Source organism: Streptomyces sp. NPDC001843 (genome assembly GCF_042891955.1).
GTDB lineage: Bacteria > Actinomycetota > Actinomycetes > Streptomycetales > Streptomycetaceae > Streptomyces.
The window spans coordinates 176,063-199,125 of record NZ_JBIATQ010000002.1; the positions used below are offsets into that span (position 1 = coordinate 176,063).

Sequence of the window (23,063 nt, forward strand, 5' to 3'; positions counted from 1 at the left end):
GCAGTACCAGTACCGTCCAGGGCACCCGTGAGCGCACGGGTGCCCTTCTCGTTCTTCGTCTCCGGCCGGGTCAGCCCCACGTGGCCCCGTAGTACCTCTGGTACGCCCTGCGGTCCTGTTCCGATCGGAAGTACCGCGTCGCGACCAGGGCGATCAGGCTGCCCGCGATCACCAGCAGTCCGGGGCCGACGTTCCTGGTGTCGGTGAGCCGGGACAGGAAGGTCGTGCCCTCCACGGTACCGGTGACCGGCGCCGACGAACCGGGGGTGGCCGCGTTGGGCGCGACAGCGCTCTGGGTGGCCGCCCCGGACGGAGCGGGGGAGGCGCCCTGGTTCCCGGCGGCGCTCTGCGTCGACACGATCAGCTGGACGCCCAGCGCCGACATCGCCTTGGTGATCGGCTGGAAGAAGGTCGTACCGCCCGCGGTGCAGTCGCCGCTCCCGCCCGAGGTCACTCCCAGCGCGACGCCGTCCGAGAACAGCGGGCCGCCGCTGTCGCCCGGTTCGGCGCACACGTTGGTCTGGATCAGCCCGGTGACGGTGCCCTCGGGGTAGTTCACGGTCGCGTTCAGCCCGGTCACCGTCCCGTCGTGCAGCCCGCTGGTGCTGCCGCTGCGGAACACCTTCTGCCCGACCGTGGGATCGGCCGCACCGGTGATGCGGACACCGTTGCCGTTGCCGATGGCCACCACGTCCGCCCCGTCCCCGGCCTTCCCGGAGGCGTACTGGATGAGCGAGAAGTCGTTGCCGGGGAAGTTGCTCTGCAGCGTCGTACCCAGTTGCTGGTTGCCCTGGTTGTCGGCGAACCAGGTGGAACCGGAGGGACCGCAGTGACCGGCCGTCAGGATGAAGTCGCTCTTGCCGTTGGTGACGTTGAAGCCCGCCGAGCAGCGGCCGGTCGTGGACAGGATGGGCTGTGCCCCGTTGAGGCGGGTGGTGAAGGTGGTCTGGGTGCGCTCCATGCGCACGAAGCCGCCGATGCTCTTCGCCACCTTCGACAGCCGCTTCCAGTCGGCGGCCGACACGGTCTTGTCGGCCTGCACCACCACCTGGTTGGTCTTGTAGTCCACGGACCAGGCCGTGCCCGCCACCCGGGGCGCCGAACGCAGCGTGGCGGTGGCCGACTTCAGCTCCTTCATGCTGTGCGGCACGACCTTGGGCCTGGCCCCCGCCTCCTTCACCACGGCCGCCGCCTTGTCGTCGGTGACCGCGACGACCGGGCGCCCGTCGTCGCCGATCCAACTGCCCGCCGTACGCGTGGTGCCGAGCTTCGCCACCAGGGCGGTGCCGGTCTTCCCGGCCCCGCTCGCCGTACTGAAGGGCGCGGCGGACGTGCCGGGACTCTCGCTCGCCATGGCCTGGGTGACCATCGCGCCTCCCAACAGGAGTCCGCCGACCGCCGCCAGCTGTGTCACCCGCCGGACGACCCGTCGTCGTGCGTGCCTCATCGCATGGCTCCCGAACCCCGAACGCGCGATGCCCCTACAACACCGCGGGGCCCTCCGGTCGTTGAGCGCCCTGTCCTTCATACGCGGCCCGAGGCGCGGGCGTTCACCGCTCCGGTGATCTTCTCGACTCCAGCCGATCTCCACCGGTCGTCCCCGGCCGCGCCCCGTACCCGGTCACACTCCGGCGCCCTATCTTGGGCTCATGAGCAGCATCCCGCACGACACACCAGGTGAACCGAATCCGCTGCGCGTACTCACCCTCGACCGCCTCCGACGCCGCACCAGCATGAAGTGGCGCACCTATCCGGCGGACGTGCTGCCGATGTGGGTGGCGGAGATGGACGTGCCGCTCGCCCCGGCCGTGATCGGCGCGGTCACCCGGGCGCTGGAGCTGGGGGACACCGGCTATCCGGCGGGCAGCGACTACGCCAAGGCACTGGTCGCGTTCGCCGCCGAGCGGTGGGGCCGGCACGGCTTCGCCGTGGAACGCGCGGCGATCGTGCCCGACGTGATGCTCGGCGTCGTCGAGATGCTCAAGCTGGTCACCGGCCCGGGGGATCCGGTGGTCGTCAACCCGCCGGTGTACCCGCCGTTCTTCCAGTTCGTCACCCACATGGACCGACGCGTGGTCGAGGCGCCGCTCGGGGCGGACCTGCGGATCGACCTCGACGTCCTCGAGGAGGCCTTCCGAAGTGCGGTCGCCGGCGGCGGGCGGGCCGCGTACCTGCTGTGCAGCCCGCACAACCCGACCGGCACCGTGCACACGGCCCGCGAACTGGCCGCCGTCGCCGCGCTCGCCGAGCGGTACGGCGTACGGGTCGTGGCCGACGAGATCCACGCACCGCTGGTCGCCCCGGGGACCGCCTTCGTGCCGTACCTGGGCGTGCCGGGCGGGGAGCGCGCCCTGTCGCTGATGTCGGCGTCCAAGGGCTGGAACCTGGCGGGCCTCAAGGCCGCGCTGGCCCTCGCCGGGCCCGGGGCCGCCACCGACCTCGCCCGGCTGCCCGAGGAGGTGGGGCACGGACCCAGCCACGTCGGCGCCATCGCGCACACGGCCGCCCTGCGGGAGGGCACCGCGTGGCTGGACGCCCTGCTGGCCGGCCTCGACGACAACCGGCGTCTGCTCACCCGGCTGCTCGCCGAGCATCTGCCCGCCGTCCGGTACCGCCCGGGCGAGGCCACCTTTCTGGCCTGGCTGGACTGCCGCGGGCTCGGCCTCGGCGCCGACCCGGCGGAGGTCTTCCTGGAGCGCGGCCGGGTCGCCCTCAGCTCCGGCATCCCCTTCGGCACGGGCGGAGCCGGTCACGTACGGCTGAACCTGGGGACATCGCCCGAGGTCATCACGGAGGGGGTACGGCGGATGGCGGCGGCCCTGTGAGGGCGCCGGCCCGTCCGCTGAACCCCTCCTGCGCCCGCCTAGACTGGCGGCATGGACGATTCGCCGGCGGAGCGGCTCGCCGCGGGGAAATACCTGCTCGTCACCAGCTACCGCAAAAACGGCACCCCGGTCGCCACTCCGGTCTGGGTGGTACGGGACGGGGACGCCCTCGGTGTCTGGACGACCGCCGACTCGTGGAAGGTCAAGCGCATCCGCCGCCGCCCCGACGTCCTCGTCGGCCCGTGCGACGTGCGCGGCCGACCCACCGGCGGCCAGATCCCCGCCACCGCCCGGATCGGTGACGCGGCCACGGCCGAGCGCTACCGGAGCCTCATCGCCCGCAAGTACGGCATCGTCGGCCGTCTGACACTGCTGGGCAGCCGTCTGCGCCGAGGGGCGGCGGGCACCGTGGGGATCACGTTGACCTTCACGGACTGAACACCGGGGCCCGACAGGCCGGCGGGGCCGCGGCCGGTACGCCGCGGCCCCGCCGGTGTGCGGTGCGCCGTTACGACGCGTCCAGCACGGTGCCGTCCAGGACCAGCCCGTCCGCCTCAGGCCCGCCCTCGATCTGCTGCAGGCGCACGGATTCCTCGGGTTCGGCGACCCGGTCCGTGACCGTGGGCAGGGTCACGTCGGTGGTCAGCCGGCCCGCCGGGATGTCCACCCACAGGAGCAGGCCGTCCACCTTCGACAGCGGCCGCTCCGGGTCGGGCGACGCGTCGGCGATCTCCCGCAGCCAGTCCGGGGCGACATCCTTGCTGGACAGCTCCGCGCCGGTGACGGGGACCGCGGCGAACGCCGCCCCCAGGTCCGCGTCAGCTGCCTCCGACAGGGAGACCCGCCACTTCAGGGCCTGTCCCTCGGTCACCCGGCCGGCCACCGGGGTCACGGTGATCTTCGGCGCGGGATCGTCGTTGCGGACGGTGACCCCACCCGCGTAGGAGCCGACGACCGCGCCCTTCACAGCCTTGACGGCGATGTCGTGCGGCACGTCGTCGCCGTACCGGGTGTTCCCCTGGACCTTGACCTGTACGTCGATGTCGTGACCGCCGGGCCGGACCGTCACCAGCCGGTCCTTCGCATGCCCGCTCACCGGGTCGACGACGTACACGCGCACCTGGCCGCTGCCCTGCCCGGACACCTGCACCGGCACCCGGTAGGTCCGCACACCCGAGTCGCCCTCGGCAACCGTCGTCCGGCCGATGTCGACCCGCGGCAGCTTCGCCGCACGCACCGCCGGTGTGCCGGGCCGCCAGCCCCATGCGTCCATCAGCCAGGCCTGCCCCGAACGTGAACGCGGCGTCAGCCGGAGCGACGTGACGTGGCGCAGATCGAGCCCGGCCCGGCCGGCCGCGGTCAGCGGTACGCGCAGCTCACGCGCCCAGTAGGACGCGGTCCGGTCACTGCCCGGCAGCCCGTCCACCCGCAGCCGGCCGAGGGTCGCCGTGCGGCCGGAGGCGTCGGTGAGGGCCACGTCCAGCTGCGTCCCGGTGGTGTTCGGCGGGACGACCACGCGCAGTGCCAGCGCCTTGGCGCCGCCGAGGGCGACGGGCCGGGCCGCGCCGATCCGTGCCGCGGACCCGGGCGACGTCCAGCGCAGCGCGACCGCGTGCCGGCCGGCCTCCTTGTCCGGCCCCCAGGTGACGAAGTGCGGGGAGCTGCCCTTCGTGTTCCGGCCCAGGCAGGCTACGGCCGGGTCGGGATCGACCGCGGAGCACAGCCGGGCGCCGGACACGGACACCTCGCCGGCCGGGTCGTCCGGCAGGAACCGTCCCCCGCGGTTCGCGCCGACCGCGTGGGTGAGCACCCGCGCCGGGTCCGCCGACGGGGCCCGCAGGCCCGAGCCGTCGAGCAACTCACGCACCCGGTCGTCCCCGGCGACGAACAGCCGCGCCGCGGCCGCGATGTAGGTGGAGCCCGCCTTGTGCTGCTGGTTCGCGGTCAGCCGGGTGGCCGACCCCTTCTTGCAGACCGGGTCCGGGTGGTCCGAGTCGTCCCAGAAGTCGTCCTCGGCCGGCGCCTGTGCCTGTCCCGGCGTCCACTCGGTGTTGAAGAAGTTGTGGTTGGCACCGATCACGTAGACGGCACTGTGCAGGGCGCTGCCCCGGCTGACGCCCCGCGTGCCGTCGACGTACACCTCGCCCTGGAGGTCGGAGACGTCACCGTCGCAGCCCGGCAGGATCGACACCGACGGCACGTCGGCCACCGGGTTCTGGCCGAAGACGGTGGGGCCGATCAGGACGGTGCCGCTGATGTGCCAGCGCACCGGGCCGTGGTAGCCGTCCTGCGCGGCCGGCGGCGGGTAGAGACTGTCCAGCGCCGCCCGGTTCACGCCCTCGCCGCCCCGGGAGTGCCCGACCAGCAGGACCCGGGACAGGTCGGCGCGAGGCGCGCTGCGGACCACCGCCGGCGCGGTTCCCGGGTGTTCGGCCCAGTCGGCCCACCGCGCCAGGTGCAGCCGCACCAGCGACGAGCGGGCCTGCGCCCCGCCGTCCTCGGCGGCATCGTCCTGGGCGTTGATGCCGTTCGCGGAGATCGACACCGTCACATAGCCCTGCGAGGCCAGCAGTTTCTGGTCGCGCAGATAACCGCGATGGCTCGGCACCGGCTTGCTGCCCGCCTTGCAGGGCCAGTCGCCGGTGATCTCGCCGTGCGCGGTGTAGCAGGTGTAGTGACGTCCGTGCAGGAAGAGCGCCAGCGGCCTGCGCCCGGCCACCCCGGTCGGCGCCACCACCACGCCCTTCATCTCGACCGGCTGCGAAAACCCGGGCAGCCGCACCGACTTGAGTGTGTACTCACCGGTCGTCGTCCGGTACGAGCCCGGTCTGCCCGGGTCCACGCGGCCCGCCGGAAGCGGGGCCGGAGGCCGGGCGGCAGCGGAGCGGTCCTGCGGGACGGCGGTCGCCCCGGCGTCCAGCCGGCGCCCGCCCGCCCACACTTCGAGGCGCTTCAGCTCGTCCGCCCGCACACCGTCGAGGCCGAGCCGGAAGCTGCGCCCGTCCTTCCCCGGCGCCGGAACCCCCAGGGACCGTCCCGCCGCACGGAACTCCACCCGCGCATCGCCCATGGGCACCCGCGAGGCCGACCGCCACACCAACTGCGGCGCCGAGCGCGCACCGTCGATGTGCCAGCCCGGGGGCAGACCCTCGCCCGCCTGGGCGGCGGCCAGCCCCCCGTTTGCCCGCTGCTCCGCCTGCGCCAGCCCTGGAGATCCTCCCGCCACCGCGAGTAACACGGCGGCGGTGACCCATATTCGCCGGGCACGGACCACTGTTCCCCTCCTTGAACGTCCGGTCGGGGCCATCCGGACGTCCCGGGGCCCCGTGTCCCGGAGGACGGGAGGAGAGGGCTGTGGGTTGCCTGTGCGGCGGGGGAGAATGGCGGGGCGTCAGCTCCAGGCCCGGTAGGGCTCGTCGAGCAGCTGGAAGACCGGCTCGCCCCGCACCGGGTCCTTCGCCGTGGACAGCCGCACCCGGTCACCGCTGTGGATACCGACGGGATGCCCCATCACCCGGCCGCGGACGACGAAGCCCTCCGCCATCTCGACGAGCGACACGTTGCGCGCGGCGGGTGTGTTGCGGTGCACCACGGTCGAGTGGCGCACCGTGCCCACGCCCTCGCTGCGCTCGGTGCGCAGGTCGCTGCCCTGGCACACCGGACACAGCAGCCGGTGGTACGTGGCGGTGCCGCACCAGTTGCAACGCTGGAAGACGAGGGCGTCCTTGGGGTCCGCGGTCCGGGTGTCGAGGATGCCCGTCGCGGAGCCGGCCGCCGGAGCGACGGCGCTTGCTGACTGGTGGTACACGCTGCTAACTCCCTGCGCTCGGCCGGAAACCGTCTGCCCGGCACAGCCGCGCACACGGGTGCGCGGCTCACCGTGCCACCGTGCACGGCGACAGAGTATGGCACTCAGTGCCACTCGTAAAGGCACTCGGTACCCTGAACTTCGGTCGGTCGTCCGCGCGAGCCGACGGATCAGCCCCGGCCGAGCGCGGACTCCAGCTCCTGCACCACGCGCCACAGCGGCGCCCCGCGCCGGGACACCAGTACGACCACGTCCTCGGGCCGCTGCCCCTCGGGCGCCACCACTGAGGGCCGGCCGAACGCGGACTGCACGTACCCCAGCGCACGGTCCACCGTCACGCTCGCGTCCCCCTCTCCGCCCGAACGCAGCCAGGAGCGCAGCGCGTTGTTGTGCGCCGCGACCACGGCGGCGGCGATCACATCGGCCCGCAGCGTCCCGTCGGGCCGGCCGGCGAAACGGCCGCGCAGGTAGTCGGCGAGGGCCCGCTCGTAACGCCACACCACCGACAGTTCGTACGCACGCAGCCCCGGCACCTTCTTGGTGAGGCGGTAACGCTGCACCGAGAAGGTGGGGTTCTCCGCGTACATCCGCAGCACCAGCCGGGCCGCGTCACAGACCCGCCCGACCGGCTCGTGCTCTTCGTCGCTCGCGGCCAGGAAGGCGGTCATGTCGGCCAGGCAGCGCTCGTGGTCGGGGAAGACCACGTCCTCCTTGGACGGGAAGTAACGGAAGAACGAGCGCCGGCCGACCCCGGCGAGCGCCACGATGTCGTCCACGGTGGTCTGTTCGTAGCCGCGGTCCAGGAACAGCCGGAAGGCCGCCGCGACCAGGGCGTCCCGCATGGGCGGCTTCGCGGCGGGCGCCGCGCTGCTCGAGCTCATGGACGTGAACGTAGCACCCGTCCGGATGCCGTGGCACTCAGTGCGGCTCATGGGGAACCGAGTGCTCTCTGAACTCCGGAGCGCGCGCCTGCGTATCTCTGGTCGGGGACGGAAGGAGAGCACCCGTGTCGACACCGCCTGAGCAGGACCGACCGCACCGCGGTCCGGTCCTCGAACCCATCCGCGTGCTGCGTCCACGCCGCCTCGACACGCTCGCCGAGCTGATGCGGGAGATGGAGCAGGACGCCGCCCGACCGCAGCCGCCCGCGGACCGGACCGCGCCGGGCGCCCGGAGCGGCCCCTCGGCCGCACACGCCCCCGCGGGACCGCCCGCCGAGGACGACACCGAGGAACTGCCGCCCGTCTCCGCCTTCCCTTCCGGCGCTGCGCCCGCCGCGCCCGGCACCGGCCGGTTCGGCTTCGGCCCCGGGCTGCGCCGCGCCGCCGTCGCGGTCGCCGTCACCGCGGCCTCGCTGGTCGGCTTCGGCTGCGCCCTGCTGCTGCCCGGCCGCCAGGAGACCGCCTCGGCCGCGCAGCCCCGACGACCGGCCACCACCGCCCCCGCCACACCCGCCGCTCCCACCACGCCGGCCTCCACCGGCCCCACCGCAGCCACCGACCCGGACGGCGCGGGAACCCTGCGCCAGGGGGACAGCGGCCCCGAGGTCACCGAACTGCAGCAGCGTCTGCTGCGCATCCCCGACGTCTACCGCGACGGCCCCACCAGCGGCCACTACGACGCCACGCTCACCGCGGCGGTCGCCCGCTTCCAGGTCTGGTACGGCATCAGCGGCGACGAGAGGGGCGTCTACGGCGACGACACACGCCGCTCCCTGGAGTCCCGTACCAGCCTCACCACCGGGTGAGACGGCGGCGCCCCGGGGCACCCGAGGGGTGAGCCGTCGCCGACGGCGGTCGAGTCCAAGGAGGTGGGGCCGGCATGGCCGACCCGGACGTGTTCATGCACCGGCTGAACCCCGACATGTGCGTGGTCACGGCCGCGGTGGGCGACGAACGCTCGGGCTGCCTGGTCGGGTTCGCCTCACAGTGCTCTCTCAAGCCCGTGCGCTTCATGGTGTGGCTGTCCAAGGTCAACCACACCTACCGGGTGGCCCGGCACGCCGACTGCCTCGCCGTCCATCTGCTGACCCGGGAGCAGTACGAGACCGCGGCGCTCTTCGGCGGGGAGACCGGCGACCGGGTCGACAAGTTCGCCGGTGTGCCGTGGACCCGGGGCCACGGCGGGGCCGTCGTCCTCGAGGAAGCGGCGGCCTGGTTCGTCGGCGCCGTGCTGGAACGCGTGGACGGCGGCGACCACGTGGGCTTCCTCCTCGATCCCGTGGAGTGGGGAGAGCGGCGCGCGGGGCCGCTGCTGCGGCTGGGCGACGCCCTCGCCATCGACCCCGGCCATCCGGCGGACTGACCCGGCCGGGTCCGTCTCACTCCGCCTCGGGCGGCACCCGTATGTCCAGGACGCACACGTCGTCGCGTCGCTCGCCCTGAAGCATCGCGGCGAGCAGGGCCTCCAGGGCGCCCGGCTCGTCGGTGGGGCGGGCGAGGACGGCCGCGGCCAGGCGGGTGAGGCCCGCGTCAAGGCTCTCGCCGGGCCGTTCGACCAGGCCGTCGGTGTAGAGCAGCAGCCGGTCCCCGGGCTCCAGACGGCATTCGGCGGCCTGGTACACGGGCGACGCGGTCGCTCCGAGCAGCATGCCGGCGGGCCGGTCGAGGAAGCGGGCCTCGCCCGCGCGCAGCAGCAGCGGCGGTGGATGTCCCGCCTGGGCCCAGGACAGCCGGCGCCCCTCGCGCTCGTAGCGGGCGAGGACCATGGTCGCGGTGCCGTGGCTGTCCCGGGAGTGCAGCAGCAGCGTGTTCAGCCGGGCCAGCGCGCCGGTCAGCGAGGAACCCGTGCTGACCATGCCCTTCGCGGTGAAGCGGAGCTGGGCCATGGTGGCGACGGCGCCGATGCCGTGCCCCGCCACGTCCCCGACCACGAACAGCGCGTTTCCGTCGGGCAGTTCCACGGCGCTGAACCAGTCGCCGCTGACATGGATCTCCGACTGGGCGGGCACATAGGCCACGTCGACCCGCAGCCCGGCCAGCTCGACCGGCTTGCTCGGCAGCGGGAGCAGCGCGTGCTGCAGCCGGGCGGCCATCGCCCGCTCCGCCTGCAGGATGCCGCGCTGCATCAGCACCGCCCGCTCGCTCTCCACCAGCGCCAGTTCGGCGCTGCGCTGCGCGGTGAGGTCCTGGACGAAGCCGTGCACCTCGACGGGCGTGCCGTCCTGGTCCGCCACCGCCTCCGCGACCGCCCGCAGGTGCCGGACCCCGTTCCCGGTCGGGATCCGGAACGGCACGTCGAACGGCCGCCCGGCGCGGACGAGTTCGGTGACGGCGCGGGAGAGGAGCGGAGCGTCCTCGGGCAGGACGAGGTCGGGCAGACGTTCCAGGGGGACGGGACCACGCACGGGGTCCCGGCCGAGGATGGCGTACGCCTGGACCGACCACGAGGCCTCGTACGTGACCAGGTTCCAGTTGGCCCAGCCGAGGTTGCCGAGCCGCTGAACGTCCGCCAGCCGTTGTTCCTGCCGCTCGGCGGGGTCGTGCCGGATCCAGCTGACGATCAGCCCGTCACCCAGCCGCGCCGCCCGCACCGAGTAGGTGGCGATCCGCGGCTGTCCGGCCACCACCTCGTGGTACGCGAACGGCTCGCCCTCGTACGGTTCCCCGGTCGTGAGCGCGGTCAGGTACCCGTGCCACAGGGGCTCGCCCGCCACGGACGGATAGCACTCCAGGATGCGCAGACCGATCAGCTCGCGCCCGGTGCGGCCCAGGACGTCGATCGAGTCCGGGGTCGCGGCGTCGATGCGGTAGTCCTCGACCTCGCCCGACGCGGAGCGCAGCGGGGTGAGCAGGACGGCCGTGCCCGGCAGCACGTCGAACACGGTCTGCACGGCCTCGGCGGCGCTCGCGGTGGGGCTCTCCTGCGGTGTCTCGAAGGCGCGCAGCCGGCCGGCGCAGAGCCGGGCGACGGCCAGCAGGAACTCCCGGGTACGGGGCGCGAACGGTTCGCCGCTCCCGCACAGCACGCCGAGCGCCACGTCGGCGGTCTCCCCGGTCGTCACCGGCAGCCAGGCGCGCGACCGCCACCGCTCGGGCGGATCCCCTATCAGCAGGTACCGCAACCGGTCCGAGGGCAGATCCTCCAGCCAGCACGGTTCGTGGTCGCGCAGGACGTCCAACGGGGCGACTCCGGCGAGCGGTGGGACCCGGTGCCACTGCGCGGCCAGCGTGGGGCCCACACCGGCGTGCCCGATGAGTTCGAGCCCGCCCTCGGGCAGGCGCCTGAAGAGCAGGACGGCATCGGCCCCCACCTCCGGCCTGAGGCGTTCCAGCAGGCATATGGCGAGCTCCTGCGGTGAGCCGACCCGCACCAGGGTACGGCCGATCCGCGCCAGCACCTCGGAGTGGTCGTCGGGCCCGGCGGCCTGCAGAGCGGCGCCGGTCCGGATGGGGGACTCGGCGACCGCGTGGAACACCGGGCCCGCGCCGTCACCGGCATCGGCGTCGCCGTCCCCGGCGGCCGGGGCCGCCGTCTCCGCCGGGTCGAGGTCCTGCAGCGTGGGCATCAGGGCGCCCAGGGTCAGCCAGCACTCCTCGATGAGCGTGCGGCCCCCCGCCTTGGCACGGTGGAGGAGCTCCTCGTGGGCGCTGTCCGGTGAGCATCCGGTGAGTGCCATCAGGGCACCCTTGGCCCGCTCCACGACGGCCGACGTCGCCGCCAGCTCCTGGAGCCGGTCCATCTCTGCGCGCTGTCTCGCCACCACCTTGGCCAGCGCCGCCAGGTCGGGAACGCCGCCGGTCTGCGGGGTGGGCGCGGGCTCGCTCGTCACGCGAACGAGCATGGCACATCCGGGCCGCTCCGATCACTCCCTGCGGCGCACGCGGGCCCCGGCGGTGGGCCCCGGGCCGGCTCAGCGGCCCGTGCTGTGCCCGACCAGCGCCTCGGTGACCGCCCGGACGCTGCGGGCGATGTGCTGGAGCTGAAGCACCTCGGCCGCGTACATCTTGATCGTGTGCTCGATGACCGACTCGGGCAGGCCGAGTACGGGCAGTTCGGCGCGCGCGGTCTGCAGCGCGGTGCGGGCCACCCGGATCTCCTGCTGCACCTGTATCTGGGCGTGCCGGGCGAGCAGCACCGGGTGGCGGATCAGCGCCGGATAGCTGGCGTAGCGGGCCGGGATCAGCTCGCGCAGCCATCTGGCCGCCGAGCGCTCCCAGTCGTAGGAGCCGGGCGTCTTGACCTGACAGGGCCAGTCGGGGCGGGTGCGCGTGGTGGTGAGGGGCATGGTCATCGCTTCCGGGTGTGCGGCGTCGTGCGGGGTGGTCCGACGGGATGTGGCGGCCCCGGTCTAGGGGATGACCGGGGCCGCCAGGGGCGCGCGCGCAGGCGACGCCCGATCGAACACGCCCGGCGCCGACGCGGGTAGGGGACGGCGGCTGGGGGTGTCCGTGCAGGGGCCCGGGGAAGGCGGTCGCCGGCGCGGGGTGCGTGCTTGCGTGCGCATGGGCGGTCCGTCGGCTTTCTCGGGCGCTTGCCAGGGGTGAGTCCTTGGGGACGGTCCGTACCCGGAGTTGGCCGGGAGCGGTCCGTGAGCAGTATTTATATATGCCGTCGGCTTTGCAAGACGTATGAAAACATTCATGCGCGATATGGGTGAATGATCCCGCCACGACCCCGGATGGGGGCCTTTCTCAGTCCTTGAGGAAGAAGTGATGCTGCTCGGCGATCTGCTCGTACTCCTCCAGCCGCGCCTGGGTGCGTTCAGGGTCGGCGTCGGTCATCGCCTGCAGCAGCGCGGCGGCCATCAGGCCGGGAGCGGCGTAGGAGTCGAACACCAGCCGGGAGCCGGTGCCGGTGGTGAAGGTGACGTCGGCCTCGTCCGCCAGCGGGCCCAGCGCCAGATCGGTGACCAGGGCGACCCTCAGGCCCGCGCCTCGAGCGACCCGGACCGCGTTGAGCGTCTCCTGCGCGTGCCGGGGCATGCCGAAGGCCAGCACCCAGGTACCGCCCGCCTCGCGGGACTGCAGCAACGCGTCGTAGGCCACGCTGCCGCCCCGGGTCACCAGCCGTACGTCGGGGTGGATACGGCGGGCGGCGTAGGCGAAGTACTCGGCCAGGGAGACGGAGATGCGCAGGCCCAGCACGGTCAGCGGGGCGGACCGGGACAGCTCGCGGCCGATCCGGATCACCCGGGCGGGGTCGGCCAGGTCCCGCCGGAGGTTCTCCAAATTCTGGATCTCGGCGTCGACGGCCGCCTGGAGCTCGTTGCTGCGGTTCTCCTCGGCCGCCGCGGGGCCGCCGGCGAGCGTGCCGAGCGCGATCGACTGGAGCCTCTCCCGCAGCGCCGGGTAACCGCTGAAGCCGACCGCGGCGGCGAACCTCGTCACGGACGGCTGGCTCACGCCGACCCGGTCGGCGAGGTCGGTGATCGACAGGAACGCGGCCTCGGTGATGTTCTCGATCAGGTACTGGGCGATCCGGCGCTGCCCGGGCGACAGCCGGGGCCCGTCGAAGAGCTCACGGAGCCGGGAGGTCGGTGACGCCTCGGCCTCCGGTACGGCCTTGCCCGAGGTGATCGCGGATGCCTGCGCGCGTGCCTGCTGGGGCGATGGCACCGGTGCGCCTCCTTTGTCTCCCACGATGTCTCAACATAGCCGACGGGCCGTGATGACCAGGGGTTGTGGCACCGGCGGGAAACCCGCCGGGCTCACCGGCGGTAGATGGTGATCGAATGCCCCACGTCGTCGATCGCACGGCTGCTGTGGATCAGTGCGGCCAGCTTCCCGCGCGCCTTGGCCACGGAGGAGTCGGACACCACGAGCACCCCGTGCACCTCGTCCAGCGGCGCCCGGCGGGGATCGGCCGCGTGGATGCCGTAGTACGCGGGCGGAGCCGCCCCCTTGTAGACGAGCCAGACCCGCTCCCCCCGGTACCGCTCCCGCAGCCGGTCGGCGAGCCGGCCGAGGTCCTGCCCCCAGTCCACGTTGGAGTCGTGCAGTCGCAGATGTGTCTTCGCCGGCCCGCCGAACGCCTCGTTGGAGTACGGCAGGTAGTAGGGGAAGGCCCGCACGGAACTGACCGCGACGAACAGCACCAGCGCCCCCGCCGCCACGCCCGCCCACCGGCGGCGCACGAGGAGCAGGGAACCCGCGCCGACCGCCAGGAACATCGGCACGAACACGGCGTACCGGGTGCCGAAGTCCCGCGAGCCGGTCATCGCCGCGGCGAGCAGGACGGCGGGCGGCAGCAGGATGTACGGCGCGGCCGGCCGCGGCCTCCGTATCCGTACGACGGCCACCGCCCCGGCCGCCCACAGCGACAGCATGCCGAGCGGGGTCTTCACCAGCAGGGCGGCCGGGAGGTAGTACCAGAGCGAGCCGGTGTAGAGCCGTCCGAACAGGTAGCCCTGCCACGGGTAGTCCTCCATGGAGAACTGCATGAGCATCCCGGCCCGGTACGCGTGCGGGAACGGCAGCAGGGCCGTGAGGCGCCCGCGCAGCCCGTGGACGACCGGTACGGGGTCGGCGGGCGCGAAGCGCAGCCGGGGGTCGACGGCCAGGTAGGCCGCCCAGACGACGGCGAGCGCCGCCAGCGCCACGACGGCCGCCGCGACCAGCGCCCGCGCCACGACCGTGCGGCGCCCGGCCCACTCCCGCGGGTACACCGAAACGGCGGCCAGCAACATCAGCACCGGCAGCGCGGGCAGGGCACTCATCTTGGTCGCCAGAGCCGCTCCGAGCGCCGCCCCCGCGAGCGGCAGGTACAGCCGGGGCCGGCCGCGGGCCCGCCACACCAGCCAGGCCGACGTCAGGACGAACCCGGCGGCCGGTACGTCGAGGGTGGCCAGCGAACCGTGCGCGATCACATCGGGGCAGAAGGCGTACAGCGCCAGCGCCGCCAGGCCGGCCGCCCGACCGGCGACCTCCCGTGCGAAGGCAAAGACGACCAGCCCGAACAGCAGCGTCAGCGCGATCACCGGCAGCCGTGCCCACAGCATCAGCCGCCACGGGTCGTTGCCGGACTCGTAGAGCAGATGGCGGCCCACCTCGCCCTGGTCCCCGTGGAACGAGGCGTCGTAGCGCGGGTCGGCGAACGCGACCCCCGCCATGATGACCAGTTTGCCGAGCGGCGGGTGCTCGGCGTTGTAGCGGACGCGGTGCTCGCGCAGGTAGTCGGTGGCCGTGGCCACGTACACCGGCTCGTCGATCGTGGGCGTCTGCCGCACGGCCGTCGTCACCATCGCCACGGCCATCTGCGCCAGCAGCAGTGCCACCAGCAGCGGCACCAGCCACCGCCGGCGGCGGCGCAGCCCGGCGTACAGGCGTGCCTGGGCGGACAGTGCCGCCCGCGGTGCCGGGCCGCCGGAGCCAGGAGCCTGAAGTGCCTCGGGGACCTCGGGTGCGAGGACCGAGTGCTGTTCGCGCGTCATCGTCCGCCCTGCGGTGCCCCGCGCCGGTCGGTGGCGGCGGCGATCGGAGGGCCGCTCATGGCCCTACTCTCGCATCGCCCCCGCCACCGGGCGCGTCACCGCCTCACGAGTCGTACCGACAGACCGTCTGCCGTACAGACCGGTACGGCGCGCAGCCGGTCGGAGTTCACCTCGACGCGGTCGAACTGTCCGCTCAGCCGGGGTGCGTCGATCACCGGCACCGTGCTGCCCGCGGCGGGCGGCCGCTCGGCGTCCAGCCGCAGCGACAGCACGCTGCCCCGGCCGAGCACCGCGCGCCGCCGCACCACCAGCGGCGCCTTGCGGCCGGCGCCCAGGGTGACCTCGAGGGTGCCGGAGTCCTGGCCGTACATCCCGCGCACCCGTACCCGCTCGTCCACCCGCAGCGTGCCGTCGGTGACCCGCACGTCACCGTGGCCGAGGGCGTCCTCCGAGCCCGCGACCAGCGTGCCCCCCGCCAGTACGGTCCCGCCGCTGTACCGGTTGCGGCCGGTGAGGGTGAGCGTGCCGGTGCCCCGCTTGGTCAGGCCGCCGCGTCCGTCGATGTGGTTGCGCCAGCTGTCGGCGGCCGAGAAGCCCCCGGCGGCCGCGTCGAGGGTGACGGTGACGTCGGAGTCGAAGGCGCCGTAGCCGTCCGCCGCCGCGAACAGGTTCAGCCGGCCCCACTGCTCGAAGCCGTCGAGCAGGACGTACCCGGCGGGCAGCCCGGTGGTCCGCAGCACCTCGCGCCGCTGCGCCGCGTCGAGATACGGCAGCCGCGTCTCCAGCAGCACCTCCGCGCCCTTGGGCACGATCAGCGGCGCGCTGTGGCCCCGGCGGTTCAGGACGTACGTCAGCCGTGGCGTGACCGCGCGGGCGTTGGCGGCCCGGTCGGCGTAGGGGTCGGTGTCGGGGCCGGCCGCGTGTGCGTAGGCGTACAGGGTGTCGGCGTCCGTCCCGGTCCGCTGCTCGAAGTACGCCAGCGCCTGGGCCCGGGCGGCCTGCTTGAGGGCGGCGTTGGCCGGGTCCGCGAGGGTTGCGGCGGCCAGCGCGGTGGCCATGATCCGGCCGCCGATGACGTCCACCGTGGAGTGCATGCCCGCCATGATCCGGGTGTGGCTGAGCTCGAAGGCGCGGGTCACCAGCTCCTGGAAACGCTCCGGGACCGCGTACGCCAGCGCGAGGCCCGCCAGGTGGAAGGCGTTGGTGTGGCCGCTGGGGAAGCCGCCGTCGTCGGTGGGGGAGGTGCTGCGCTGGCGCAGCAGCTGCGGGGCGACGACCACCTTCGAGTCGTACACCGGGTAGCCGAACGCGTCGGTCTTCCCGGTGTCGACGACCTCGCTGTCCTCGTTCATGCGCCAGGGGCGCGGGTACTGGAAGGCGTACTTGGCGGGGTTGCCGGAGGCGTAGGGGCCGCGCACGGTGTCGACCAGCTCCGCCACCTTGCCCAGCGCGGAGTCGTGCGAGCCCGCGCCGAGCGCCGAGCCGGCCGGGGCGTCGGCGGGCACGGCGTCGTCGACCTTGGTCGGCGGTGTGCCGTCGGGGGCGGTGGTGATCGAGGTGACCGCCTTGGCACCCGCCTTGTACAGGTCGGCGAGCGGACCCAGGCCCGCGATCATCGCGTAGCTCTGGTGCTGCCGGTCGTAGAGGAACGCCTTCTTCGCCTCGGCGTCCGTGCGTGTGGCCGTGATCCTGGCGCAGTAGCGCATGTTGGCGCGCAGCACCTCGGGCATCAGCGGGGTGCCGGTGTTCCAGGCGCCGCCGGTCTTCCACACCTGGGCGAACCCGCCGAGGATCCGGACCACCGCGTTGGTCTCGGCGGTGAGGTTCGCCGGGACGTTGGTCCTGTAGTCGTCGACGAACGCGGCCGGCGCGATGGCGGCCTTGGCGTCCGCGGCGGCCAGCCAGCCGACGAAGGTGGGCGCGGCGAGCAGCGCGGCCGAGCCGCCCAGGGAGGTTCTGAGAAAACCCCTCCGGTTCAGGGTGGGGGAGTGGTGCCCTGCGGATGACGGCATGGGTGTGCCTCTCTTCAGTTCTTCGGCGGTGTGGCCGGGGGAGGTCGTGCCTGACTCGACGGGGACTTGAGTGACCCGTGCGTCAAGTGGTGCCTACGAGCGAAGATCTACGGGCGGGTCGTGTCCCATCGGCGAGGGTTCGGCGGCCGGGAGGTGGCCCGCGGGTGAACGCGGGTCATGGCGCTCGGGAGGCTCGTTCCTGCTCGCCGCTCACAGCAGCGACCTTGCCAGTGCCACCGCGCCCTCGACCGGAGGCTCCCGCAGCGGCCTGGCGCGAGCCGCCGGCACGGCTTCGACGAGGGAGGCGGTGAAGGCGTCGTACAGCGCGGGCTGGGACAGCACGGTGCCGCCCGCGACCACCACGTCGTCGATGACGGCCCCGCGCGCGGCGAGGCGGGCGACGAGCGCGGCGAGGGAGCGGCCCGCCTCGGCGATCACGCCGCGGGCGAGCGTCGAGCCCGCCTCGGCGGCCGTGAAGACGACGGGAGCGTGCCGACCCCACTCGGCGGAGACGTCGGTGGCGCTCTCCAGGGCCGCGCCGAGCGCCGGTACCTCCGGCACACCGAGCGAGGCCACGAGACCGAGGGCCAACTCGTCGGGTTCCTCGCCCCGGTCGTGCGCCGCCCAGGCGGCACGGGCCGCCTCCCGGACGAGTCCTGCGGCGCCGCCCTCGTCACCGAGTACGGCACCCCAGCCGCCCACCTGAACGGGGGTGCCGTCGGGCAGCCGCCCCACGGCGACGGAGCCGGTGCCGGCGACCAGGCCGACGCCCTTGTCCAGTCCGGAGGCGGGAACGAGGAGCTCGGCGTCACCCACGACCAGCGCGGGCACGTCGAGGGCGTTCTCCAGCGCGGCGCGGATCCGCGCGCACTGGGGTGGGGTCTCACAGGCGTGCGCGCCCACGGCCAGGGCGGCGGGACGCGCGTCGGCCGGCAGGGTCTCTCGAACCAGGCCGACGAGCCAGTCGGCGGCGGCCGCGGTGTCGTGCGGTCGCCAGCCGCTGCTCGTGCGGACGTGGTCGACGACCCGGTGGTCCCCCGCGAGAGCGCGGAGGTGCGTTTTGGTTCCACCCACGTCGATGCCGAGCACGAGCGGGCTGGCGGAGGGGGAGTCCTGCACGGATCCTCTTTCGTCGGTGCGCAGTGCTGCGACGGCGGGCGAACCGTGCCTGAAGGAGGGGCAGTTACTGAACTCGGGAAGCCCCGGGACGGGCTTCTGACGGAGCACGGCAGGCGAGTACCGTGAGGTTCGTTAGGAAGTTTACTAACGAAGTAGAGTGCGTCAAGAGGAATCCCATCGCCGCATCCCAGGGAGCCGTTCGGGAAGCCGACCGCCCGGGGGACAGCGGCCCGTGACCTGTGTGGGGTATCTGTTGGAACACGACCTGGCAAGAACCCCGCGTCTGACCGAGAGCGCGGGTGCGGTCTTCGCCGTGCTGGCCGCGGCGGGCAGCGCGACCCGGCCGCAGCTCGCGAGCATGGCGGGCCTGTCCAAGCCGACGGTGTCCTCCGCCGTCGCGGAGCTGGAGAGCTTCCGGCTCGCCGCCCACTCCGGCACCGCCTCCAGCGGCACGGGCCGCTCCGCCGCCGTGTACCGGCTCGGACCGGCAGCCGGGGCCGTACTCGCCATCGACCTCGGCCCCGCTCTCACCCGGGTACGCGCCTGCGCCCTGGACGGCACGCTGCTCGCTGAGGCAACCGGCTCCCGGGCGGGCGCCGCCGACGTCGTGCACGAGGCGCTCGACGCCCTGCCCGCCGGCGCCCCGCTGCGGACCATCGTCGTCGCCGTCGGTGACGTCACCGCGAGGGCGAAGGAGGGCACCGGGATGCGCCCGGCGACCGCCAAGGCCGGTCCCGTCTTCGACGCCGTGGCCGTCGCGCTGCCACCGGGTGTCCCCGTCCACCTCGAGAACAACGTCAACTGTGCCGCCCTCGCCGAGCTGCACGAGGGCGCCGCCCAGGGCCGGAACACCTTCGGCTACCTGCGCATCGGCGTCGGTATCGGCCTCGGCATCGTCGTCGGCGGCCAGGTGCTGCGCGGAGCGAACGGCGCCGCCGGCGAGCTGGCCCGGCTGCCCTACCCGTGGGACGACGGCCGCGAACCCCGCCACGAGGCCCTGGAGGAGTACATCGGCGCGCGCTCCCTGCTGCGGCGGGCCGCGGAGGCCTGGCCGGCCACCGACGGGCCGTGCCCCAGCACCGCCGAGCAGCTCTTCGCCCTGGCCGAAGAGGGCCGGGCCGTCGCCCGCGCCGTCGTCGACCGTCATGCCGTGGACGTGGGCCGACTGGCCGCCGCCGTGACCGCCGTACTGGACCCCGGGCTGGTCGTACTGGGGGGCAGCACCGGCGCGTTCCCGCAGCTCCTGCACGGGGTCCGGGCCGAGCTCGCCCGGCTGAGCTGGCCCACCGAAGTCGTCAGCAGCACGGTCGGCGATCTCGGCACCGTCGTGGGTGCCGCCCGGCTCGCGGTCTCCCGAGGAGTCCAAAACGTGACCGAGGCCGCGGGGACGAAGGATTGACGGCTTCCACTCGATCTGCCAATGTCCGGACAAGCGCTTTCTAAGTCGGCCGGGACGCCGACTCAGGGTAGCCTCCCGCCCGTACGCGAAGTACGGCAGCCGCACGAGGGCGTGCTCGTGCGACGACGGCCGGTCATGGCCGGGGACCCCACCCGTCAAGGCGATGCGGCCGGGCGAGGCCGTGCCCCCGGAAAGCGAAATTTCCTGCAAAATGCACCCGTGCCGCCTCGGCTGGCGCCGTGCTCCGTCCAGTACGACGAAAAGGGATCGAAAATGACCAGTGTGGGTGTGCGGCGCTCCCGCCGACTCGGCGGCGGCATACGCCGTGTGGTTCCCCTCGCTGCCGTGGCCACGGCAGGTGCCCTTCTGCTCTCCGCCTGCGGGTCGGGATCCAGCTCGGGCGGCAACGCGAAGTCGCTGACGTTCTGGATCTCCACGGTTCCGGGGCAGGACGCGGGCTGGAAGAAGCTGGTGGCGCAGTACAAGAAGGAGAACGGCGTCTCCGTCAAGCTCGTCAACATCCCCTACGACGGCTACACGACGAAGCTGCACAACGCCGCGCAGGCGAACTCCCTGCCCGACGTGGCGGCCGTGCCGGCGCTGGACCCGATCTGGTCCAGCAAGCTGATCGACCTCAGCTCCATAGCCGGCAAGAAGAGCTACAACATCAACGCCAACTTCCTCGCCAAGGACTCGTCCGGGAAGGTGCTGTCGATCCCCTCGGACGTCACCGCGTCCGGTCTGTTCATCAACAAGTCGCTGTTCAAGAAGGCCGGCGTCTCCTTCCCGACCTCGCCGAAGAAGACCTGGACCTGGACCGACTTCATCAAGGCGGCGAACAAGGTCCGCGAGAAGACCGGCGTCAAGTACTCCCTGACCTTCGACCAGTCACCGTCCCGGCTCCGCGCCATGGTGTACGAGATGGGCGGGAAGTACGTCCACGCGGACTCCTCCGGCAAGTTCTCCGTGGACGCGGCGACCAAGAAGGCCGTGAACACCTTCGTCGGCTGGAACGACAACAAGACCATGCCGAAGTCGGTGTGGACCAGCGGCGCCGACCCGTCCGCCATGTTCCAGAGCGGTGACGTGGTCGCCTACTGGTCCGGCGTGTGGCAGGTCGCCGCCTTTGCGGACAGCATCAAGAAGTTCGACTGGGCGAGCGTCCCGACTCCCGCCCAGCCGGTGCAGGCCAGCGACGTCAACGCCGGCGGCATGATGGTCGGCTTCAACAACAACGGCGACGCGGCCACCGCCGCGAAGAAGTTCCTGTCCTGGGTCTACGAGCCGGACCACTACCGCGAGCTGTGCGAGGCCTCCGGATTCCTGCCCGTCGAGAACGGCCTGAACCCGAAGTACCCGTTCAACTCCGAGGCGGCCCAGGCGGCGTTCAAGCTGTACAACGAGGAGATCCCGCTCTACGCCCCGATCTCCGGCTACTTCAACGGTGCCCAGACGCAGTGGGTGCTGAAGGGCAAGAGCATCACCGAGGACCCGACCAAGACGGAACTCGGCAAGGCGATCAACGGCCAGCAGTCGCCCGACAAGGCCCTGGAGAACATCGTGGCCGGCTACAACCAGCAGGTCGGCGGCGTCTCGTAGGCCGCCGGGCCGGGCGGCGGGGCGAGACACCGCCGCCCGGCCCTGGACGCGCCCCGTGATGAGGGCTCATGCGCGAGCCCACTGCAATCCCTTCCACCAGCACGGAGTCAGGAAGATGACAATTAGCGCCTCGGACGTGTCCGCGAGCCCGCCCAGGAGACGCGGCAAGTACACCCTTGCGCCGCTCGTCCTCATCGCGGCCAATGTCGTGCTCTTCGCGCTGTTCTTCGTCTGGCCTGCGGTGATCGGGCTCGTCTACTCCTTCACGAACTACACGGGCGTGGGGGTGTTCCAGTGGGTCGGACTGGACAATTACCACAATCTGTTCGGCGACTCCACGTTCTACGACGCGCTGACGAGGACTCTGCTCTACACCGTCCTCTTCGTCCCGCTGAACTTCGCGCTCTCGCTGCTCGCCGCCAACCTGGTGGTCAACAAGCACGCCAAGGGATCATCGGTCGCCCGCGTCATCTTCTTCATCCCGTGGCTGCTGTCGCCCATCGTCGTGGGCGTCCTGTGGCGGTGGATGTTCGGTGAGAACTTCGGACTGGTCAACTACGTCATCGAGAAGCTCGGCGGGTCCGCAGTTCCGTGGCAGTCGAACGCGGACCTGTCGCTGCTGGTGGTGGTGATGGCGGCATCCTGGATGTGGACGGGGTTCACGATGCTGCTGTTCATCGCCGCGATCAAGAACGTTCCGGTGTCGTACTACGAGGCGGCCTCGCTCGACGGCGCCGGCCCGTGGCGCCAGTTCATCAGCATCACGCTGCCGAGCATCGCGCCCACCTCGTTCATCGTCATCCTGCTCAACACGATCAACGCGATGAAGGAATACCCGGTGTTCGTCGCCCTCAACAACGGCGGGCCCGGATCGTCGAACAACCTGCTCGTCCAGTACATCTATGAGACCGGCTTCAAACGCGGCCAGATCGGCTACGCGAGCGCCGCGTCGTTCGTGCTCATGCTCATCCTGATGGCCGTCGCGATCATCCAGCTGATCGTCAACCGGCGGGTGGAGAACCGATGACAACCACAGACATGCCCCGCCCGCTCGACGCCGATGCCCAACAGCCCGTGTCCAAGAAGCGGCCCCGCGACACGGTCGGCGGTGGGCTCCGGCGAGCGGTGCCCGCGACGACACTGCTGTGGATCCTGGCGTGCCTGTACGGGCTACCGGTGCTGTGGTTCATCCTCAGCGCCTTCAAGCCGTCCAGCGACCTGTTCTCCTATCCGCTGACGCTGGTCCCGCACAACCCCACCCTGTCGGGGTTCAGGGCAGCGTGGGACAGCGCCAACTTCTCCCAGTACTTCATCAACACGGCCATCGTGTGCGTGATCACGACGATCCTCACGGTGGGTGTCAGCTGCTGCACCGGCTACGCGCTGGCCAAGTACGACAACATATGGCTCAAGGCCTTCTTCCTGTGCATCCTGGCCACCACGATGCTGCCGGGCGAGGTCATGCTCGCCCCGGAGTTCCTGGTGGTCCGCAACCTCAACCTCTACAACTCTTTCGCCGGCATCATCCTCCCGGCCGTGCTCACCGCGACCGGATGCTTCATGTTCCGCCAGTTCTTCCTGACGGTTCCCGACGAACTCGTGGAAGCCGCACGCATCGACGGCGCCCGAGAACTGTCGATCTTCGTGCGGATCATGGTGCCGCTCTCCCGGCCCATCATGCTGACCCTCGCCATCCTGTCCTTCCAGTGGCGGTGGAACGACTACATCTGGCCGCTGCTGATGCTGAACGACCCCAACAAGTTCACCGTGCAGATCGGCATCCAGAGCATCGTCGGCGCCCAGAACATCAACTGGTCGGTCCTGCTCGGCGCGTCGGTCATCTCCATGATCCCGCTGATCGCCATCTTCCTGGTCTTCCAGCGCTACGTCATGAGCGCCGACATCAACGCCGGACTGAAGGACTGAAGGA

18 protein-coding genes are annotated in these 23,063 nt (G+C 72.4%); 8 read left to right on the forward strand and 10 right to left on the reverse strand.

The window, feature by feature from the left end:
• Positions 1 to 70: 70 nt before the first annotated feature.
• The gene (locus tag ACFYZQ_RS06300) at positions 71 to 1,447 is read right to left on the reverse strand and encodes a S1 family peptidase (protein ID WP_389142229.1); all 1,377 of its coding nucleotides are present in this window, start codon (positions 1,445 to 1,447) and stop codon (positions 71 to 73) included.
• 202 nt (positions 1,448 to 1,649) lie between these two features.
• Between ACFYZQ_RS06300 and ACFYZQ_RS06305 the strand changes: the two genes are divergently transcribed.
• Positions 1,650 to 2,825, forward strand: coding sequence for a MalY/PatB family protein (locus ACFYZQ_RS06305; protein WP_389142231.1), 1,176 nt, complete (start codon positions 1,650 to 1,652; stop codon positions 2,823 to 2,825).
• Positions 2,826 to 2,876: 51 nt separating this feature from the next.
• Positions 2,877 to 3,263: a PPOX class F420-dependent oxidoreductase gene (locus ACFYZQ_RS06310; protein WP_389142233.1), complete on the forward strand. Its 387-nt coding sequence runs from the start codon at positions 2,877 to 2,879 to the stop codon at positions 3,261 to 3,263.
• Positions 3,264 to 3,333: 70 nt separating this feature from the next.
• Here the strand turns inward: ACFYZQ_RS06310 and ACFYZQ_RS06315 are convergent, their stop codons facing one another.
• The 3 genes from ACFYZQ_RS06315 to ACFYZQ_RS06325 all read right to left on the reverse strand — a co-directional run bounded on the left by ACFYZQ_RS06315 (position 3,334) and on the right by ACFYZQ_RS06325 (position 7,514).
• Positions 3,334 to 6,132 (reverse strand): alpha/beta hydrolase family protein, encoded by a 2,799-nt coding sequence (locus ACFYZQ_RS06315; RefSeq protein WP_389142235.1) that lies wholly within the window; start codon positions 6,130 to 6,132, stop codon positions 3,334 to 3,336.
• An 84-nt stretch (positions 6,133 to 6,216) separates the two neighbouring features.
• Positions 6,217 to 6,633, reverse strand: a complete 417-nt coding sequence (locus tag ACFYZQ_RS06320; protein WP_389142237.1) for a Zn-ribbon domain-containing OB-fold protein — start codon at positions 6,631 to 6,633, stop codon at positions 6,217 to 6,219.
• 170 nt (positions 6,634 to 6,803) lie between these two features.
• Entirely contained in the window at positions 6,804 to 7,514 is a 711-nt protein-coding gene (locus ACFYZQ_RS06325; protein ID WP_389142239.1) for a TetR family transcriptional regulator, read from the reverse strand.
• A gap of 125 nt (positions 7,515 to 7,639) precedes the next feature.
• Between ACFYZQ_RS06325 and ACFYZQ_RS06330 the strand changes: the two genes are divergently transcribed.
• Positions 7,640 to 8,380, forward strand: coding sequence for a peptidoglycan-binding protein (locus tag ACFYZQ_RS06330; RefSeq protein ID WP_389142241.1), 741 nt, complete (start codon positions 7,640 to 7,642; stop codon positions 8,378 to 8,380).
• A 74-nt stretch (positions 8,381 to 8,454) separates the two neighbouring features.
• Positions 8,455 to 8,937 carry a flavin reductase family protein gene (locus ACFYZQ_RS06335; RefSeq protein ID WP_389142243.1) on the forward strand — a complete coding sequence of 161 codons (483 nt, stop codon included), beginning with the start codon at positions 8,455 to 8,457 and terminating at the stop codon, positions 8,935 to 8,937.
• Between the two features lie 16 nt (positions 8,938 to 8,953).
• Here the strand turns inward: ACFYZQ_RS06335 and ACFYZQ_RS06340 are convergent, their stop codons facing one another.
• From ACFYZQ_RS06340 to ACFYZQ_RS06365, 6 genes are all read right to left on the reverse strand, one after another.
• On the reverse strand, positions 8,954 to 11,416 hold the full coding sequence (locus tag ACFYZQ_RS06340) for a SpoIIE family protein phosphatase (RefSeq protein ID WP_389142245.1): 2,463 nt from the start codon (positions 11,414 to 11,416) through the stop codon (positions 8,954 to 8,956).
• Between the two features lie 69 nt (positions 11,417 to 11,485).
• Entirely contained in the window at positions 11,486 to 11,866 is a 381-nt protein-coding gene (locus tag ACFYZQ_RS06345) for a hypothetical protein (protein ID WP_389142247.1), read from the reverse strand.
• 400 nt (positions 11,867 to 12,266) lie between these two features.
• The gene (locus tag ACFYZQ_RS06350) at positions 12,267 to 13,190 is read right to left on the reverse strand and encodes a MurR/RpiR family transcriptional regulator (RefSeq protein WP_389142249.1); all 924 of its coding nucleotides are present in this window, start codon (positions 13,188 to 13,190) and stop codon (positions 12,267 to 12,269) included.
• A 92-nt stretch (positions 13,191 to 13,282) separates the two neighbouring features.
• The gene (locus ACFYZQ_RS06355; protein WP_389142251.1) at positions 13,283 to 15,004 is read right to left on the reverse strand and encodes a phospholipid carrier-dependent glycosyltransferase; all 1,722 of its coding nucleotides are present in this window, start codon (positions 15,002 to 15,004) and stop codon (positions 13,283 to 13,285) included.
• Between the two features lie 95 nt (positions 15,005 to 15,099).
• Positions 15,100 to 17,016, reverse strand: a complete 1,917-nt coding sequence (locus ACFYZQ_RS06360; protein ID WP_389142253.1) for a phosphatase PAP2 family protein — start codon at positions 17,014 to 17,016, stop codon at positions 15,100 to 15,102.
• A gap of 210 nt (positions 17,017 to 17,226) precedes the next feature.
• Positions 17,227 to 18,135, reverse strand: a complete 909-nt coding sequence (locus ACFYZQ_RS06365) for an N-acetylglucosamine kinase (protein WP_389142255.1) — start codon at positions 18,133 to 18,135, stop codon at positions 17,227 to 17,229.
• A gap of 253 nt (positions 18,136 to 18,388) precedes the next feature.
• On the opposite strand from ACFYZQ_RS06365, the gene ACFYZQ_RS06370 reads away from it, so the two are divergent.
• The 4 genes from ACFYZQ_RS06370 to ACFYZQ_RS06385 all read left to right on the forward strand — a co-directional run bounded on the left by ACFYZQ_RS06370 (position 18,389) and on the right by ACFYZQ_RS06385 (position 23,059).
• Positions 18,389 to 19,534: an ROK family protein gene (locus ACFYZQ_RS06370; RefSeq protein WP_389142257.1), complete on the forward strand. Its 1,146-nt coding sequence runs from the start codon at positions 18,389 to 18,391 to the stop codon at positions 19,532 to 19,534.
• A gap of 273 nt (positions 19,535 to 19,807) precedes the next feature.
• Complete coding sequence (locus ACFYZQ_RS06375) at positions 19,808 to 21,133, forward strand: ABC transporter substrate-binding protein (protein WP_389142259.1); 1,326 nt, start codon at positions 19,808 to 19,810, stop codon at positions 21,131 to 21,133.
• A 115-nt stretch (positions 21,134 to 21,248) separates the two neighbouring features.
• The gene (locus ACFYZQ_RS06380; RefSeq protein ID WP_389142261.1) at positions 21,249 to 22,160 is read left to right on the forward strand and encodes a carbohydrate ABC transporter permease; all 912 of its coding nucleotides are present in this window, start codon (positions 21,249 to 21,251) and stop codon (positions 22,158 to 22,160) included.
• A complete protein-coding gene (locus ACFYZQ_RS06385; protein WP_389142263.1) occupies positions 22,157 to 23,059 on the forward strand; it encodes a carbohydrate ABC transporter permease in 903 nt (300 codons plus the stop codon). The genes ACFYZQ_RS06380 and ACFYZQ_RS06385 overlap by 4 nt, the downstream gene beginning before the upstream one ends.
• Positions 23,060 to 23,063: the final 4 nt, after the last annotated feature.

Excerpts from the sequence above, each read along its gene's own strand:
- ACFYZQ_RS06380 (WP_389142261.1), top strand. The coding sequence starts at position 21,249 with ATGACAATTAGCGCCTCGGACGTGTCCGCGAGCCCGCCCAGGAGACGC.
- ACFYZQ_RS06305 (WP_389142231.1), top strand. The coding sequence starts at position 1,650 with ATGAGCAGCATCCCGCACGACACACCAGGTGAACCGAATCCGCTGCGC.
- ACFYZQ_RS06335 (WP_389142243.1), top strand. The coding sequence starts at position 8,455 with ATGGCCGACCCGGACGTGTTCATGCACCGGCTGAACCCCGACATGTGC.
- ACFYZQ_RS06385 (WP_389142263.1), top strand. The coding sequence starts at position 22,157 with ATGACAACCACAGACATGCCCCGCCCGCTCGACGCCGATGCCCAACAG.
- ACFYZQ_RS06300 (WP_389142229.1), bottom strand. The coding sequence starts at position 1,447 with ATGAGGCACGCACGACGACGGGTCGTCCGGCGGGTGACACAGCTGGCG.
- ACFYZQ_RS06310 (WP_389142233.1), top strand. The coding sequence starts at position 2,877 with ATGGACGATTCGCCGGCGGAGCGGCTCGCCGCGGGGAAATACCTGCTC.
- ACFYZQ_RS06315 (WP_389142235.1), bottom strand. The coding sequence starts at position 6,132 with ATGGCCCCGACCGGACGTTCAAGGAGGGGAACAGTGGTCCGTGCCCGG.
- ACFYZQ_RS06375 (WP_389142259.1), top strand. The coding sequence starts at position 19,808 with ATGACCAGTGTGGGTGTGCGGCGCTCCCGCCGACTCGGCGGCGGCATA.
- ACFYZQ_RS06345 (WP_389142247.1), bottom strand. The coding sequence starts at position 11,866 with ATGACCATGCCCCTCACCACCACGCGCACCCGCCCCGACTGGCCCTGT.
- ACFYZQ_RS06355 (WP_389142251.1), bottom strand. The coding sequence starts at position 15,004 with ATGACGCGCGAACAGCACTCGGTCCTCGCACCCGAGGTCCCCGAGGCA.
- ACFYZQ_RS06340 (WP_389142245.1), bottom strand. The coding sequence starts at position 11,416 with ATGCTCGTTCGCGTGACGAGCGAGCCCGCGCCCACCCCGCAGACCGGC.
- ACFYZQ_RS06325 (WP_389142239.1), bottom strand. The coding sequence starts at position 7,514 with ATGAGCTCGAGCAGCGCGGCGCCCGCCGCGAAGCCGCCCATGCGGGAC.
- ACFYZQ_RS06360 (WP_389142253.1), bottom strand. The coding sequence starts at position 17,016 with ATGCCGTCATCCGCAGGGCACCACTCCCCCACCCTGAACCGGAGGGGT.